This window comes from Vibrio plantisponsor, from assembly GCF_013041605.1.
Taxonomy (GTDB): Bacteria; Pseudomonadota; Gammaproteobacteria; order Enterobacterales; family Vibrionaceae; genus Vibrio; species Vibrio plantisponsor.
Genome location: NZ_JABEQC010000001.1, coordinates 108385 through 123037 on the forward strand (window position 1 = coordinate 108385; position 14653 = coordinate 123037).

The following is a 14653-nucleotide window of genomic DNA, read 5'->3' on the forward strand; positions in this document are numbered from 1 at the left end:
TTAAATATTAATTCACATTTATTATATTTATAGTCAATCGGATACTATCCGGATAAAAGCCCTCAAAATCAGCACTTCCAATAAAAATCGTTTAACTAAATTTTGTATTAATTTCATAATCTTAAAAACAATTCACACACTGAAATTGTTTCCAATTTGTTTCATTTGTTAGTTTTTAATTATGCCTTTAATAATTTTGTGCGGTAAAATCATTCAACAAACAAAATGGTCAACAGCATTAATTATTAATATTTGCCATATCTATTGAATATATTTTCATCTTTAAAACATCTTAGTGATTATTTATTCGTTAGTAACCCAAATATTCATTTTTAGTATTGGTAACAGTTGATTTGATTTTCGAATGTAAGCGGTCGAGTCTTCGGACAAATGGAGTGCTTACTATTAGCAGGATGCGCTGACATAAGTATGCCTAAAACTTCTTCACAGCACAGAATTGGAATTTTCATCCCAAATGAATGCTCTTTGCTTACATTGGGAGCGATCAGCGAGCCTTTTGCGCAGGTGAACAAAATTCTGGGTGAAGAGAAATTCCAGCTTATCTATGTGGGAGAAAAGGCAGGAGCAAACATCGAAATCAGTGGTTTACCACATTCGATAGCAAGCCCCCCTATCACCTTGGTCACGCAAGCAAGCCTCGCAGACATTTCCCAATACGATGCGCTTATCATTGCCAGTGAACAACAACCAAAAGCCCCCTTCTCGAACACCGCTCAACTCGCGCTGCAACACTACTATCAGCAAGAAAACACATTCATTATCAGTGTTCAGGCTGGCTGTTTCTGGCTACTGGATAATGGCATAGGGCTCGACGAATCATGGGCGATTCACTGGCGCTGGGAAGATGAAATAAAAACAAAATACCCAGACCTTACTGTTCAATACGAACACTTTCGTCAGTCCGCCAAGTTGGCAAGCTGCGCGAGTTATTCCGACTGCCTCGATTTATTAATGGCGTATCTCGCCAAGTATGAAAGCCAAGTAGCCGCGCGATCCGTCGCTGATGAGTTGTACCTAGACAAAGACAAACAGTCGGCACAACAACGAAATGCCACATCAGATGATGAACTAACGAATGGCGGACTGGAAAACATCGAGCTGCCTCCAAGGCTCGAAAAAGCCATATCACTAATGGAGAGCAATCTGGAAGAACCTTTGTCAGCAGACATGATCGCCGATTTAGTGCATGTATCGAGACGCCAGCTAGAGCGACTTTTCAAACGTTATCTAGACACCATGCCGGCTCGTTACTACCTGCAGTTGAGATTAAAGAAAGCGCGGGATCTGTTACAGACCACCAATTTGTCAGTGGTACAAATCGGCCTGACCTGTGGGTTCTCAAGTGGCCCGCATTTTTCGTCTGCTTATAAATCGTATTTTGAAATCACACCCAGAGAAGAGAGGTCAAAACGTTTATATGCAACCAAGATTTAATGTAAAAAAGCGACCTCACATTTGTTAATAAAAGGTGAAAATCTATAAAAACTGGTCGTTTTTACGAACGTAATGTCGTAACTCGTCGCGTATTCTGAAAGTGATGGAACTGTTCACAGAGGCAAACACAATGACGTTTCCCTTTATCAGAGCCGAAGAGTCCTGAGTAAGAATCGGATACTGGCCTTGCTCATTTGAGTAAGTAATAGAAGCGTTGTTAGATACAAAATAAGGTTAAATCCATGATTGTATTACGTCCTGTCAAACTGACTGATTTAGGCAACATAGAAAAGCTTGCGGTAGATAGCGGCCCAATGGTGTGCACTCTGCCGGCGAAGCTCGAACACCTATTGCAGAAAATTGAGCAGTCCATTTACTCATTCGAACAAGACGTTTTTTGTCCGGGCGAAGAATCTTACTTCTTTGTATTGGAAGAGACCGACACCGGGCATTTGTTGGGCACGGGAGCCATCAACGCGTTAGCGGGATATCGTCAGGCGTTCTACTCGTTTCGCAACGACATTATTATCCACTCCTCGCGAGAGTTAAATGTTCACAGCCGTATTCACGCATTGACGCTGAATCATGACTTAAGTGACCACTCTCAACTGTGCTCTTTTTATATTGATCCATCGCAGCGCCACACGCTTTCTCCGGCGTTAATCACGCTAGGACGTTTGATGTTCATGAATGCGAACTCTAACCGATTCGCGAATGAATGGATGGCGGTGCTGCCGGGTATTGCAGACACCCAAGGCCGCGCTCCTTTTTGGGAACACGTTGGTCGCAAATTTTTCGGCATGGACTACAACCAAGTCGAATATTACAACGGCACACGCGACAAAGCGTTTGTTGCAGAACTGATGCCTCACTATCCACTTTACGTGCCTCTTATTGACGAAGAAGCACAAGCGGTTATGGGACAAGTTCATCAAGATGCTGAACTTCAATATCAGCTCTTAAATGACCAAGGTTTTGAGCCAGACAAGTATGTGGAAATCTTCGATGCTGGCCCTATTTTGACGGCTCCGCACAATGCGTTGCCTATTTGTCTGAATATGAAAACCGGGTCACTGGTCGGTGAACCTCTTCACGCTGACACAAAGCAATACTTGGTTGGTTACCAAGGAGCCAAAGGCTTCTGTGCGTTTATCGCCGAGGGAAACCAAACAGAGGATCGACTGATCATTACTAAAGAATTGATGGAAGAAGTGGGCCTGACTCAACACCAGAAGGTGTGGTTCTTAGCCCTGTAGTCTCTTCTCTCTTTTCAGGAAAAATAACAAGGAATTTAAACTATGATGGTAATTCGCCCAGTCACTAGGGATGACAAGCAAGCTTTATTAAAACTGGCGACCAAAACCGGTGTAGGTTTTACGTCGCTACCAAACAATGAAGCGAGATTGGCAGCACGTATTGAGCGTATGATCGAGACATGGGAAGGGAAAGCACCTATTCACGATCAAGGCTATCTATTTGTATTGGAAGATACGGAAAGTAAACAAGTGGTTGGTATCAGTGGCGTGGAAGTCGCAATTGGTCTAACAGAACCTTGGTATGATTTCCGTGTTGGCACTTTGGTACATGCGTCAAAGGAGCTTAATGTGTATACCCAAATGCCAACGCTTTTCCTCAGCAACGACCACACAGGTTACAGTGAACTTTGTACACTGTTCTTAGACCCTGATTACCGCAAAGATAAGAACGGTCACTTGCTGTCGAAAAGTCGCATGCTATTTATGTCTACCTTTGAAGACAAATTTGCAGACAAGCTGATCGCTGAGATGCGCGGCGTGTCTGATGAGAACGGTAACTCGCCATTCTGGGAAAGTTTGGGGCGTCACTTCTTCTCTATCGACTTTAGCGAAGCAGATTACCTGACAGGCATAGGTCAAAAAGCGTTTATCGCCGAACTTATGCCTAAACACCCGATGTATGTTGATTTCTTAACAGAAGAAGCAAAAGCGGTAATTGCAGAAGTGCACGAAAGCACCCTTCCTGCACGTAAGATCCTTGAAAGTGAAGGTATGCGTTATGAAGGCTACATCGACATTTTTGATGCAGGCCCTACGCTTGAAGCGTACACCAAAGATCTTCGCATTGTTCGAGAGAGTGAAACTCGTAAAGTTTTGATTTCAGATACTTATCACGAAACAGAATCAACACTGCTTGTTGGCAACCTTGATTACCGTAATTATCGAGCCATCATTGGTTGTCAGCCTTGCACAGAAACAGAAATTACCCTGTCTCCGGCACAAGCAGAGATTTTAAATGTTGCGAATGGCGACTTGATTCGAGTTGCGCCACTGTTTGCAAAAGAAGAGTGTCGCGAAGAGCTCGCTCAATCCGAGTAATTGAATATTCATGGCAGAAAATGCCCTCGCGCCTTAATCGGTACACTTGTTAGAGATTTATCGGTTAATTCGCTGGGGTAGACAAACAATAACAACGTACCCTGCCCAAACTGTTTACCTCGCCTACTCTTCCCATTGAGTAGGCTGATAGGAGTCTAAAATTATGTCAGCTTATGAAGTTAACTTTGATGGTCTTGTCGGTTTAACGCACAACTACGCGGGTCTTTCGTTTGGTAACGTTGCGTCTACATCGAACAAAAACGCAGTAGCAAACCCGAAACTCGCAGCGCTGCAAGGCTTAGCGAAGATGAAAAACCTTGCAGATTCAGGATTCAAGCAAGGTGTGCTTCCTCCACAGGAGCGTCCATGCGTTCACACTCTGCGTACTTTAGGTTTCTCAGGTACTGATGCAGAAGTGATTGCTCAAGCCGCGAAAAAAGCACCGCAACTGCTTGCGAATGTCAGTTCAGCATCATCAATGTGGGTAGCCAACGCGGCGACCGTTTCTCCTTCTGCGGATACTGCGGATGGTAAAGTTCACTTCACTGTGGCGAACCTCAACAACAAGTTCCACCGCTCCATTGAAGATCAAACCACCAGCAATGCACTAAAAGCGATTTTTACTGATAATCAACACTTTGCTCACCATGCCGCGCTACCACAGCAAATGCTATTTGGTGACGAAGGTGCAGCGAACCACAACCGCTTATGTCGCAGCTATGGTGACAAAGGCGTCGAAGTATTCGTGTATGGTCGCCAAGCCTTTGGTGGTCAGGTTGAACCTAAAATCTTCCCTGCTCGCCAAACGCGTGAAGCAAGTGAAGCAGTGGCTCGTCTGCATCAGTTAGACGAATCACAAACCGTATTCCTACAGCAAAACCCAGATGTAATTGACCAAGGCGTATTCCACAACGACGTGATTGCAGTAAGTAACGGCCCAGTTCTGTTCCATCACCAAGAAGCGTTTCTCAATCAAGCCCCTGTGTTTGATGAAATTCGCCGCAAGCTAGGCCAATTTGACTGTGAATTTACCCCAATCGAAGTACCGACCAACAAAGTATCAGTGCAAGACGCAGTGGGCACTTACCTATTCAACAGCCAGCTTCTAACCAAAGCTGACGGCAGTATGGTAATTGTGGTTCCAGAAGAGTCACGTAAGAACGAGCGCGTTTGGACATACCTGACAGAGCTAACCCAAAGCGGTGGTCCAATCAACGAAGTGAAAGTATTCGACCTACGCGAAAGTATGTGTAATGGTGGTGGCCCAGCTTGTCTGCGTTTGCGTGTTGTTCTTAACGAACAAGAGCTTAAAGCCGCAAACCCGCATGCACTAATGAATGATGCGCTTTATGGTTCACTGACTCAGTGGGTGAATAAACACTACCGTGATCGCCTGACTGAAGCAGATTTGGCAGACCCGCAGCTACTGATTGAAAACCGCACTGCACTGGATGAGCTGACTCAAATCATGAACCTTGGTTCAATCTACCCATTCCAACGCTAAGCAAGGATTTATTGGAAATGGATTTTTTAAAACAGACATTATCAGGGGAAGCCTTTTCCCCTGCATCAGGTGAAACCGCCACTTTGCGTTGGAGTTGTCCGGCGCAAGGTATTATCGCTTTCGAGCCTGTAGCGTTCTCAAATAGCCCACAATCGAAAAGTGTGGTTATCTCCGCAGGCATTCACGGTAACGAAACCGCGCCTATCGAGATCGTTTCTGAGTTGGTTCAGGATTTTCTAGCAGAGAGACGTTCTTTGAATGTTCGCTTGCTAGTCATTCTTGGCAACCTCGAAGCGATGCGCACAGGTGACCGCTACCTAGAAGTGGACATGAACCGCTTATTCAGTGGTAAGCATGCCAACTATGAAGCGTGTGAAGAAACTCGCCGTGCACAAGTCATTGAACAGCAAGTGATCTCGTTCTTTGAACAACAACCTAATACTCAGCGCGTTCACTTTGACCTGCATACCGCAAGAAAGCCGTCTTTCCATGTGCGATTTGGTCTGCTTCCTTATGTAGAATCTGGTAAGTATCAACCTGAAATGATCGAATGGCTACGTAATGTCGGCTTAGAAGCACTGGTGATCAACCATGCTCCAGCAGCAACGTTCAGCTACTTCAGCAGCCAGACTTGCGGTGCCCAAAGCTGCACTTTAGAGCTGGGTAAAGCGCTGCCATTTGGCGAAAACGATCTTTCTCAGTTTGTTGGTATCAAAGAAGGCTTAATCGCCCTCACCACTGGCACTCCTTGCCCTGACAACAGTGCACCAGAAATGCCGGTTTATAAAGTCAGCCAAGAGCTAACCAAACTAACCGAAGCTTTTGAACTGAACTTTGCCGAAAGCGTGCAGAACTTCACCGCATTCGAAAAAGGCAGTTTGCTTGCTACCGACGGCGATAAAGAGTACCGCGTTGAACAAGATCAAGAGTGGCTGATTTTCCCTAACAGCGGCGTTCACCCGGGTCTTAGAGCGGGTTTAATGCTCACTCAAACCGAGTTAAATGATTGGATAGCTTAACTATCAAACCTCACTTCCTCTAAGCGCAATTTGTCACTTTGAATTCAAGATTGAATATGAAATGGTAGGTTGCGCTTAATTATTTTTAGCCCAAACTTTTTATAACGACATCAAGCTTTTTATGCAGACCGATGTAACACTCAGCAACAGACAACGTTGCTTGGCTGAGCAGCGGTTCTTATATCTTCAATGTTTGCTCACGAACAGCGAAACATTGGTCACTGTTTCCCAACTTGCGCTCGTGCTAGCATCTGAGCAGAAACAACACTTAGGGGTACAAATATGTCATCAGACCATTACGGAACCAGTGCCAATTACGCACGAAAAGAAGCCGACTATCGAGAGAAAGCGCTCAAACTCTACCCTTGGGTATGCGGAAGGTGTGCTAGAGAGTTTGTATACTCAAACCTGCGAGAACTAACGGTTCACCACAAAGATCATGACCATACCAATAACCCCGAAGATGGCAGCAACTGGGAGTTGTTGTGTCTCTACTGCCACGATCATGAACACAGTAAATACCTAGAACATGACCTGTATGGCAGTGACGTCAAGCCTGGTGAAGACGAACACAAAGGAGCGACATACAATCCATTTGCTGATCTAGCAAAGATGATGAAGAAGTGAAACTAAGTACATGGGCGAACTAGCGCTATAGCGCTTTTGCCCTAAACGAGTTTAAGCTAGCTAAGACAATTCACACCTTAATGTCTATTGAGATAGTAATTTGCCAGAAAACGCGCATAATCTCGCAATACAACACTCAAAGAAGAAATTACCTATGACTGACTTTCAATATTACTTTCATCAACTGCCTTGTTTTAACTGTAAAAAAACCACAGTGAGTACTGATCTTGGTTGGTTAACGGCTGCAATGAAAGAGGATGTTTTAGCGCAAGTGGCTGCAATCATCGAGCAAGGTGACGTTGAACCAGACCTATCTGTAAACGTGACTTGTACTAAAGAAGAAGCTCGTGATTACTTATTGCTGAACTTTTACGGCTACTCTGAAGAAGAGCTTGAGAATCAAGTTGAAACGGAAGACGAGCAAGAAGTAGCGGATGAAATCGCAGAACTATTGGAAGAAAATACAGTCGTCTTTGAACACGAAATTGCACTACAAAGTTGTACTGATTGCGACGTTGAATAATCAAAGTCAGTGTAATCATTACGCTTAAACAAATAATTAAGGCGTTAGCAGGTGCGAATTTGCTAACGCCTTTTTGCTTTCTGCGGGTTTTAATTAAACACGGCTTCTAGCAAGTAATAGGTTCATTTTCCCTTTCGCTGTTTTACTAACGGTTTGCATAAACTCGAAACTTGGCTTTACGATTCCGGCTTGCTCTAAGTCTTCAACCATTCTAAGCCAGAGGTGGGCTGTCATTTGTGCATCGGCTAGGGCTCGGTGAAAAACGCCGTTGTTTTCGATGTTTTTGTAGCGAACAAGCTCGCCAAGTTTGTGTGACGGTGCATCTGGAATCAGTCGTCTTGCCACCAGTAAAGAGCAAGCAAACTCACCTGAGTAACTGCAATTGATTCTCTCAAGTTCTGCGTCTAGAAAACGTTTATCGAACGAAGCGTTATGCGCTATCAGGTTCTCATCAGCAATAAACTCACTAAATGCTGCCATTACTTCGCCGCAGCTTGGAGCTGTGCGCAACATGTTGTTGGTAATGCCAGTGTAACTTTCAATAAATGAGCTGACTCTGAAGCCGGGATTCATGAGTTGCTGAAAACTATCAACTATCTCACCATCCACTAATTTAACCGCACCTATTTCAATGGCGCGGTCACCGAGATTGGGAGAAAGGCCAGTGGTTTCAAAGTCGAGTACCACCAGAGAATTGGCTTGAGGCATGAGGTTTTCCGGCTAAAAATTTGTACAAGAGTATCTTCGAAAGCGCTAGAAAAAGAAAGGCGACGAGTAGGATACAACAAAAAAGGTTACCGATTGATTAACCGATAACCTTTCATTTCGCGATGATGAAATGTCGCCATTCCCCCAGAACTATTGACCACTATCTTAACGCTTTAAAGCATAGTGAAAATGCTGTCCTTCCGAATTTAGGTTGACCACATCTCGAATGGTTTTATATCCACGTTTAGATATTTCGATGTCATAACCTTCTTCTTTAAAAGGAAGTTTCATCCCGTATCGATACTTAGGTTTGATATTCATTACCCGAATCGTTGCATTCTTCGGAGTGGTAGTAATGTTGAATTCAAACAGCATGTTGCGTGCATAGAATTTGGGGACGGTAAGTTTTTGGGCATGCCCTTCTTTAATCACTACTTTTCCTTTGCAATACTTTTGACTCATTTAACCATTTGATTAACTGATACTTTTAGCTTGATCAAGTTACGAGTAAAACTACGCTTGCCTCTTCTCTTTGACAGAGTAGTATTACCACTATCTAAATAACGCTGCAAAAGCTAGCCGCTATCATCTTCATTCAAGCAGGAGATAACAATGTTTGAACCCGTCGAATCTGTCGCTGATGAGTTACAAATAGCCATATGTATACCTAATTTAGCTTCCCTAGAAAATGGGTATTCTATTGCAACACATGAACTTACAGAGTCGACTTTATCTCACATCCGGCTTGACGCCCTATTTGTATCTGGTCTTTCTCTTAAACAACATTCTGAATTATCAAAAATTTGTCTGTTGCATCATGTTGAACTTGTTGTGTTCGATAATCCTAAAAAGGATTCAACAGCCATTAGAGACGTTGTTATTAATTTAACTAATAAATTGGCTTCGAAAGAAATGCCAAATAATCTGGACTTAGCGGACATCCGTAGTTTGAATCAATCATCAGACTGTCTCTTCGCTTTTAATAGCAAAGAGAGTGCAATAGATTTCATGAAATATCAGCAATTAGGCGCTGTGGTTGGTGGTATTTATCTTGCTCATGGGGATGTCGGCTTAGGTGAGTATGAATCGACGAATAACGCATTGCTGCATTACTTCTCCGAGAAGGCTATTTTGTGTTCCAGTTTTCTCTCAGTTGGGGTTTCCGATTGCACAATCCTTCTCGGTATAAAAAGCCCATTCAGAACAAACAATAATCACAACTGAAAAACCATAAATCACTTTGATTTCATAATCACTGCCTATTTATTGTTGTAACTTTGATCCTAAATATATTCACGAAATCGATAAATATTATACTTCTTCAGAATGTCACCTACGTCATTGCTAGATGAGAAATTATTCCAGCATGATAACTGTTCATGGAGTTGAAAATGTTAATATCGATGCGAACTGTACTTTTATCTGCATTACTAGGGCTTTTAATTGGGTGTGCGACGAATCCATCCGTATCAACAGGTAATAATCTCAGTCTGTCTGACTTAGCGATTGTTGATAACGGTAAGGCAAAGTTGGTTCTTTACAGAAACTGGCATTTTGTTAATGGTGGTGTGCCATCTGCTTTTTATATCAATGACGAAATGGTGTGCGAGTTCCGCTCAGGTTTATGTTCCTTGGAACTTACACCGGGTGAATACAATATTTCTTTTGCATTGCCATCCAGTACTATTAAAGAAGGTATTAAGCCAAGTGAGAGTACCAGCTCATTCGTAAGTCATATCAAAGCGGTGTTAAAGCCAAACACCTTATATAGTATTTATTCGGATGGTAAAGGTAGCCGAACTAGTGGATTAGTCACAGGTTTATCAAACGACGCTCTTGGTACTGAAGTGTACACGCCCAACGCAACGGCATTCGTACCGCTCCTAAGCTATGGATTAGTATTGGAAAGACAGCTCAAAAAGGAAAAGCAAGATGAAATAAACCGCATTGAAGCAGAAAGGCTTGCCAAACTCAAAGAGTTGGAGGCCCAGAAGAAGGCTGAAGAACAAAAACGCGAACGACAAAGAATTGAACAAGAAAAACGCTTAAAAGCCGAACAAGCCGCTAAGTTGCAAAAGGAAAAAGAAGAGGCAGAACGCCTAAGACTGGCGAAGATAGAAGCCTCTAAAACGCCTGAACAAAGAGCCCTCGAAAAGGCGTTGGTAGAGTGGAAAAGTGATCGAGCAAGTTTGCAAAAAAGCTTGGACGCCGAATATAAAAGCCTCAGGCGTGAATGGAGCAAACGTTGCCAGGATGTGTTAGATGACTTTTTTCAGGCTGACTTGGGTCCAGGAGAGCATATGTGCACTGCCTGCGACCGCTGTGATGACAGTAAAAGCAGTGCCCTTGAACGTTTAACAGAACAAAATGAAAGAAGAATGGCGCAATGGACTCGAGCCAATCCCAAACCAACCCTTGAATCGGTAGCTATGAGTGCAAATGCAAAAGCGACAAGCGCATCTCCAAGTAACCATCCTTCATCGCTTCGAATAACAAAAATGTATTACAAAGATGCTTACGCAGACACAACCATATCAGTTCCCGCAGAGTTCTATGGTAAATATGTTTTTACAAAAGAAGACACGCCAGGTTTCGATCAAACATACATATTTAACAAAGATGGTACTGGCTCTTACAAGAGCAATCCAGAGGGTTATTACAAAACAAGAAAAATAACCCAATGGGGTGTTTTAGTTGAAAACAATGAGATCTTTAAAAAGAATGTGACCTATCGTTATTATGAGCAAAGAACAGCAAGTGCAATGATTATTGTATTCTTGTTGGAAGATGGTGAAGCAGGAACGAACTTGTTCTTTATTAATGATGGACACCCTTCCGTATTTGGCCCTTATGGCGCAGTAATACATAAAGTTGAACAGTGAAATATTACGGGCGTTGTTTGTTTGGTTCAGTTTCTTTTAGAGAACACGGTGATATTCAGCGAGTAATTAGCTTATGTATCTAAGTTCTAGAAAGGTTACCGATTGATTAACCGATAACCTTTCGAGTTGACTTAATTCATGTGATTAAACGTTGTTATTTGGCTAAAAGCTCGTTTCTCACAATCTCAGCACCGGCGCTGAGTGCGCTGAGTTTTTCACGTGCTACCTCACGAGGTAGCGGAGCCATACCGCAGTTTGTACATGGGTAAAGCTTGTCGGCATCAACATATTTCAGCGCTTCACGCAGCGTTGCTGCAACAGCTTCTGGAGTTTCAATGTTGTTGGTTGCCACATCAATAGCACCGACCATCACTTTTTTACCGCGAACCAGTTCAAGCAGATCCATTGGTACATGCGAGTTATGACACTCTAAAGATATGATGTCGATATTCGATTTCTGCAGTTTAGGGAACACCTCTTCGTATTGACGCCATTCACTGCCTAAAGTCTTTTTCCAATCGGTATTGGCTTTGATTCCATAGCCATAACAAATATGCACTGCGGTTTCGCATTTCAAACCTTCGATTGCGCGTTCCAGCGCCTCGATACCCCAGTCGTTAACTTCATCGAAGAAAACGTTGAACGCAGGTTCATCAAACTGGATGATGTCCACACCAGCCGCTTCAAGTTCTTTTGCTTCTTCATTCAGAATTTTAGCGAACTCAAACGCTAACTCTTTACGAGATTTATAATGCGCGTCGTACAGCGTATCAACCATGGTCATAGGCCCTGGAAGTGCCCATTTAATCGGCTTGTCTGTCTGTGAACGCAGGAATTTTGCATCTTCAACAAACACGGCTTTTTGTCGTGAAACAGGACCCACAACGCTTGGTACGCTAGCTTCGTAACGGTCACGAATTTTCACTGTCTGGCGGTTTTCAAAATCAACGCCATTTAGGTGTTCAATAAAGGTAGTCACAAAGTGCTGACGAGTCTGCTCGCCGTCACTCACGATGTCTGTGCCTGCGAGCAGCTGCTCCTGTAGTGCTACACGCAGTGCATCGTGTTTACCGTCAATCAGCTCTTGTCCTTCTAGTTTCCAAGGAGACCAAAGTACTTCTGGTTGAGCTAGCCAAATAGGTTTAGGCAGGCTGCCTGCCGTCGATGTTGGGAATAATTTTGTCATAATGTTGGCTGTTCTTCTGTCTCGTTAAGGATTACGCGTATTGAGCAGACCATTGCTCAAGAACCGACTGATAAGGTTTGATAAAGACTTCTTCAGCAAACTGCCCCTGTTCAATGGCGAGTCGAGTGCGTTCTTCGCGGTCATACACTATGTCAGTTAATGCGTGCTCATTGCTCTTCAAATTCGGTTGATAACGCTCCCCTGCTACTGTGTTGGCAAAGTAGATTTCAGGGCGGTAAATCTTCTGGAATGTTTCCATTGTGCTGATGGTGCTGATCAGTTCCAAATTGGTGTAGTCGTTCAGCAGATCGCCAAAGAAGAAGAATGCAAATGGCGCTACACTGTTCTTCGGCATGAAATAACGCACTTGTAAGCCCATTTTCTGGAAGTACTGTTCCGTTAATGACGACTCATTCGGCTCGTATTCAACACCAAGAACCGGGTGTTGGTTGTTGGTGCGGTTATACACTTTGCTGTCTGAAACGCTCAAACAAATCACCGGAGGTTTGGCGAAGTTTTGTTGGTAAGCCTTTGATTTGATGAAAGACTTAAAAATGTTGCCATGCAACTCGCCAAAATCTTCTGGTACTGAGAATTGCGATTTGCCTTTGTTGTGGTCCAGTAAACGAACGCTAAAGTCGTAATCACGCACATAAGACGAAAAGTTGTTACCGACTATGCCTTCAATACGTTGGTTCGTCTTGCGATCAACAACATAAGTCTTTAACACTTCAATAGATGGAATAGCTTCGTCTGCATTTTCCATTTTGATATCCGCAGAGATGATTTCCAGCTCTACCGAGTAACGATCGCCCGTTGGGTTATCCCAACACGCCAGTTCGTTAAAACGGCGGTCAATCATGTTTAATGCGTTGCGTAAGTTCTGCTGACGGTTTTCACCGCGCGCTAAGTTTGCAAAGTTAGTTGTGATACGTGTTTTGTCTGATGGACGATAATTCTCATCAAGACAGGTCTTTTTAATTGTGAACGTAAATTTCTGAGTCATGAGCGTTATCTTCAAGGTGCTTTAGATGAAATCAAAATCATCTTTCGTTAAATCCATGACTTAGTTATAACTGGCGTGCTACAAGTTTAATAACGCTATTACTTAATGTTGATTGTGAGAAAAATTCATGATCGGAATGGTTTAGGCGAAAAATATTTGCTCAAGAGCTAATTTGGTTGGTTTACTTGTTTCATATCCCTTGGAATGTAACGATACTGAGAACCCTCAACTCTTCTGAATACTTCGCACTTATGTCTAGAAGCCAACGACTGTTTGATTTACTGCAAATACTCCGGTGTCATAAATACCCTGTTTCCGCTGAACATCTGGCCGAACAACTGAATGTCAGTGTGCGCACCATTTACCGTGATATTGCGACCCTGCAAACACAAGGTGCTGAAATAGAGGGAGAAGCGGGGCTTGGATATATATTGAAGCCAACATTTACACTGCCTCCGCTGATGTTTTCAATGGAAGAGTTAGAAGCTCTTTTATTAGGTGCTGATTGGATTTCCAAACAGGCAAATGGCGAGTTTAGCGAATCGGCTAAAAACGCCATTGCAAAAATCTCAGCCGTATTGCCCGCAGATCATAAGGTTAAACATAGCCAAGAAGTCATGCGTGTTGCATCGATTATTGAAGTGCCAGAATTGACCATTGATATGTCTGATATTCGAAAGGCAATCAAACACCAATACAAAGCCAATATTAACTATCTAGATTTGAAAGGAAACTCAAGCTCACGGGTGATCTGGCCAATACTGATTGGTATGTTTCAGCAACACTATGTGTTGGTCGCTTGGTGTGAAACAAGAAATGCGTTTCGCAATTTTCGGTTAGATAGAATTGAAGATTGGCAGACACTTGAACAAAAGTACTTACCGCATCGCTCTGAGTTGCTAAAAAAATGGCAGCAAGAAGAAGGTATTAGCCAGCCAAAACTACGCTACTGACAAAAACTGTCACTGAGGTTCATTACATTAACAGTCAAATCTTACTGTATGACCTTTGGAGCATGTATGTTTACATTTGATTCGTTTGTTTTGTATGTGGAAGATATTGAAACCAGTAAAGCCTTCTATAGCGATATATTTGATTGTGAAGGAAACGTTTTATCACCAACGTTTGTCTCTTTCCCATTGAATATGGGTATCAATATTGAGCTGAAGCAGTTAGCTCAAGCCGACCCGATATCCAAGGTTACCGGTGGCGGAACGGAGCTCTCTCTGATAGTTAAAGACTCAGAGACATTGCACCATCTGTTTAACCAATGGCAATCGAAGAGCGTTAAATTCCTCCAAACACCAATAAAGGTTGTCTTTGGCCTTAGCGCAGTTGCCGTTGACCCCGATGGTCACAGAATACGTCTGTTTGTACCTAATCAATAAT

15 protein-coding genes are annotated in these 14653 nt (G+C 43.1%); 11 read left to right on the forward strand and 4 right to left on the reverse strand.

What is annotated here, in order from left to right; genetic code table 11:
- Nucleotides 1–486: 486 nt before the first annotated feature.
- From HKI82_RS20450 to HKI82_RS00585, 7 genes are all read left to right on the forward strand, one after another.
- On the forward strand, nucleotides 487–1455 hold the full coding sequence (locus HKI82_RS20450; RefSeq protein ID WP_171136872.1) for a GlxA family transcriptional regulator: 969 nt from the start codon (nucleotides 487–489) through the stop codon (nucleotides 1453–1455).
- Between the two features lie 242 nt (nucleotides 1456–1697).
- The gene (locus HKI82_RS00560; RefSeq protein WP_171136873.1) at nucleotides 1698–2711 is read left to right on the forward strand and encodes an arginine N-succinyltransferase; all 1014 of its coding nucleotides are present in this window, start codon (nucleotides 1698–1700) and stop codon (nucleotides 2709–2711) included.
- A 42-nt stretch (nucleotides 2712–2753) separates the two neighbouring features.
- Nucleotides 2754–3809 carry an arginine N-succinyltransferase gene (gene astA, locus HKI82_RS00565; protein WP_171136874.1) on the forward strand — a complete coding sequence of 352 codons (1056 nt, stop codon included), beginning with the start codon at nucleotides 2754–2756 and terminating at the stop codon, nucleotides 3807–3809.
- A gap of 163 nt (nucleotides 3810–3972) precedes the next feature.
- Nucleotides 3973–5313 carry an N-succinylarginine dihydrolase gene (gene astB / locus HKI82_RS00570; protein ID WP_171136875.1) on the forward strand — a complete coding sequence of 447 codons (1341 nt, stop codon included), beginning with the start codon at nucleotides 3973–3975 and terminating at the stop codon, nucleotides 5311–5313.
- A gap of 17 nt (nucleotides 5314–5330) precedes the next feature.
- Nucleotides 5331–6332 (forward strand): succinylglutamate desuccinylase, encoded by a 1002-nt coding sequence (gene astE, locus HKI82_RS00575; protein ID WP_171136876.1) that lies wholly within the window; start codon nucleotides 5331–5333, stop codon nucleotides 6330–6332.
- A gap of 282 nt (nucleotides 6333–6614) precedes the next feature.
- A complete protein-coding gene (locus tag HKI82_RS00580) occupies nucleotides 6615–6959 on the forward strand; it encodes a YajD family HNH nuclease (protein ID WP_102941844.1) in 345 nt (114 codons plus the stop codon).
- Nucleotides 6960–7113: 154 nt separating this feature from the next.
- Entirely contained in the window at nucleotides 7114–7482 is a 369-nt protein-coding gene (locus HKI82_RS00585) for a hypothetical protein (RefSeq protein WP_171136877.1), read from the forward strand.
- A 93-nt stretch (nucleotides 7483–7575) separates the two neighbouring features.
- On the opposite strand, the gene HKI82_RS00590 is transcribed toward HKI82_RS00585, so the two are convergent.
- Together HKI82_RS00590 and HKI82_RS00595 are read right to left on the reverse strand one after the other, a co-directional pair.
- Nucleotides 7576–8190 (reverse strand): 3'-5' exonuclease, encoded by a 615-nt coding sequence (locus HKI82_RS00590; protein WP_171136878.1) that lies wholly within the window; start codon nucleotides 8188–8190, stop codon nucleotides 7576–7578.
- 165 nt (nucleotides 8191–8355) lie between these two features.
- Nucleotides 8356–8622: a hypothetical protein gene (locus HKI82_RS00595; protein WP_102941841.1), complete on the reverse strand. Its 267-nt coding sequence runs from the start codon at nucleotides 8620–8622 to the stop codon at nucleotides 8356–8358.
- A gap of 180 nt (nucleotides 8623–8802) precedes the next feature.
- Here HKI82_RS00595 and HKI82_RS00600 point away from each other — a divergent pair, with 180 nt between their 5' ends.
- Nucleotides 8803–9414: a hypothetical protein gene (locus tag HKI82_RS00600; RefSeq protein WP_171136879.1), complete on the forward strand. Its 612-nt coding sequence runs from the start codon at nucleotides 8803–8805 to the stop codon at nucleotides 9412–9414.
- Nucleotides 9415–9581: 167 nt separating this feature from the next.
- Nucleotides 9582–11072, forward strand: coding sequence for a cell envelope integrity TolA family protein (locus HKI82_RS00605; protein ID WP_171136880.1), 1491 nt, complete (start codon nucleotides 9582–9584; stop codon nucleotides 11070–11072).
- 154 nt (nucleotides 11073–11226) lie between these two features.
- Here HKI82_RS00605 and HKI82_RS00610 read toward each other — a convergent pair whose 3' ends face one another.
- A complete protein-coding gene (locus HKI82_RS00610; RefSeq protein WP_171136881.1) occupies nucleotides 11227–12258 on the reverse strand; it encodes a methionine synthase in 1032 nt (343 codons plus the stop codon).
- 31 nt (nucleotides 12259–12289) lie between these two features.
- The gene (locus tag HKI82_RS00615; RefSeq protein ID WP_171136882.1) at nucleotides 12290–13264 is read right to left on the reverse strand and encodes a DUF1852 domain-containing protein; all 975 of its coding nucleotides are present in this window, start codon (nucleotides 13262–13264) and stop codon (nucleotides 12290–12292) included.
- Between the two features lie 251 nt (nucleotides 13265–13515).
- Here HKI82_RS00615 and HKI82_RS00620 point away from each other — a divergent pair, with 251 nt between their 5' ends.
- Both HKI82_RS00620 and HKI82_RS00625 read left to right on the forward strand, forming a co-directional pair.
- On the forward strand, nucleotides 13516–14217 hold the full coding sequence (locus HKI82_RS00620; protein WP_171136883.1) for a helix-turn-helix transcriptional regulator: 702 nt from the start codon (nucleotides 13516–13518) through the stop codon (nucleotides 14215–14217).
- A 66-nt stretch (nucleotides 14218–14283) separates the two neighbouring features.
- Nucleotides 14284–14652: a VOC family protein gene (locus HKI82_RS00625; protein ID WP_102941835.1), complete on the forward strand. Its 369-nt coding sequence runs from the start codon at nucleotides 14284–14286 to the stop codon at nucleotides 14650–14652.
- The last annotated feature ends 1 nt before the right edge of the window (nucleotide 14653 follow it).

Coding starts and splice junctions, on each gene's coding strand:
- HKI82_RS00560 (WP_171136873.1), top strand. CDS start 1,698: ATGATTGTATTACGTCCTGTCAAACTGACTGATTTAGGCAACATAGAA.
- astA (WP_171136874.1), top strand. CDS start 2,754: ATGATGGTAATTCGCCCAGTCACTAGGGATGACAAGCAAGCTTTATTA.
- astB (WP_171136875.1), top strand. CDS start 3,973: ATGTCAGCTTATGAAGTTAACTTTGATGGTCTTGTCGGTTTAACGCAC.
- astE (WP_171136876.1), top strand. CDS start 5,331: ATGGATTTTTTAAAACAGACATTATCAGGGGAAGCCTTTTCCCCTGCA.
- HKI82_RS00580 (WP_102941844.1), top strand. CDS start 6,615: ATGTCATCAGACCATTACGGAACCAGTGCCAATTACGCACGAAAAGAA.
- HKI82_RS00585 (WP_171136877.1), top strand. CDS start 7,114: ATGACTGACTTTCAATATTACTTTCATCAACTGCCTTGTTTTAACTGT.
- HKI82_RS00590 (WP_171136878.1), bottom strand. CDS start 8,190: ATGCCTCAAGCCAATTCTCTGGTGGTACTCGACTTTGAAACCACTGGC.
- HKI82_RS00600 (WP_171136879.1), top strand. CDS start 8,803: ATGTTTGAACCCGTCGAATCTGTCGCTGATGAGTTACAAATAGCCATA.
- HKI82_RS00605 (WP_171136880.1), top strand. CDS start 9,582: ATGTTAATATCGATGCGAACTGTACTTTTATCTGCATTACTAGGGCTT.
- HKI82_RS00610 (WP_171136881.1), bottom strand. CDS start 12,258: ATGACAAAATTATTCCCAACATCGACGGCAGGCAGCCTGCCTAAACCT.
- HKI82_RS00615 (WP_171136882.1), bottom strand. CDS start 13,264: ATGACTCAGAAATTTACGTTCACAATTAAAAAGACCTGTCTTGATGAG.
- HKI82_RS00620 (WP_171136883.1), top strand. CDS start 13,516: ATGTCTAGAAGCCAACGACTGTTTGATTTACTGCAAATACTCCGGTGT.
- HKI82_RS00625 (WP_102941835.1), top strand. CDS start 14,284: ATGTTTACATTTGATTCGTTTGTTTTGTATGTGGAAGATATTGAAACC.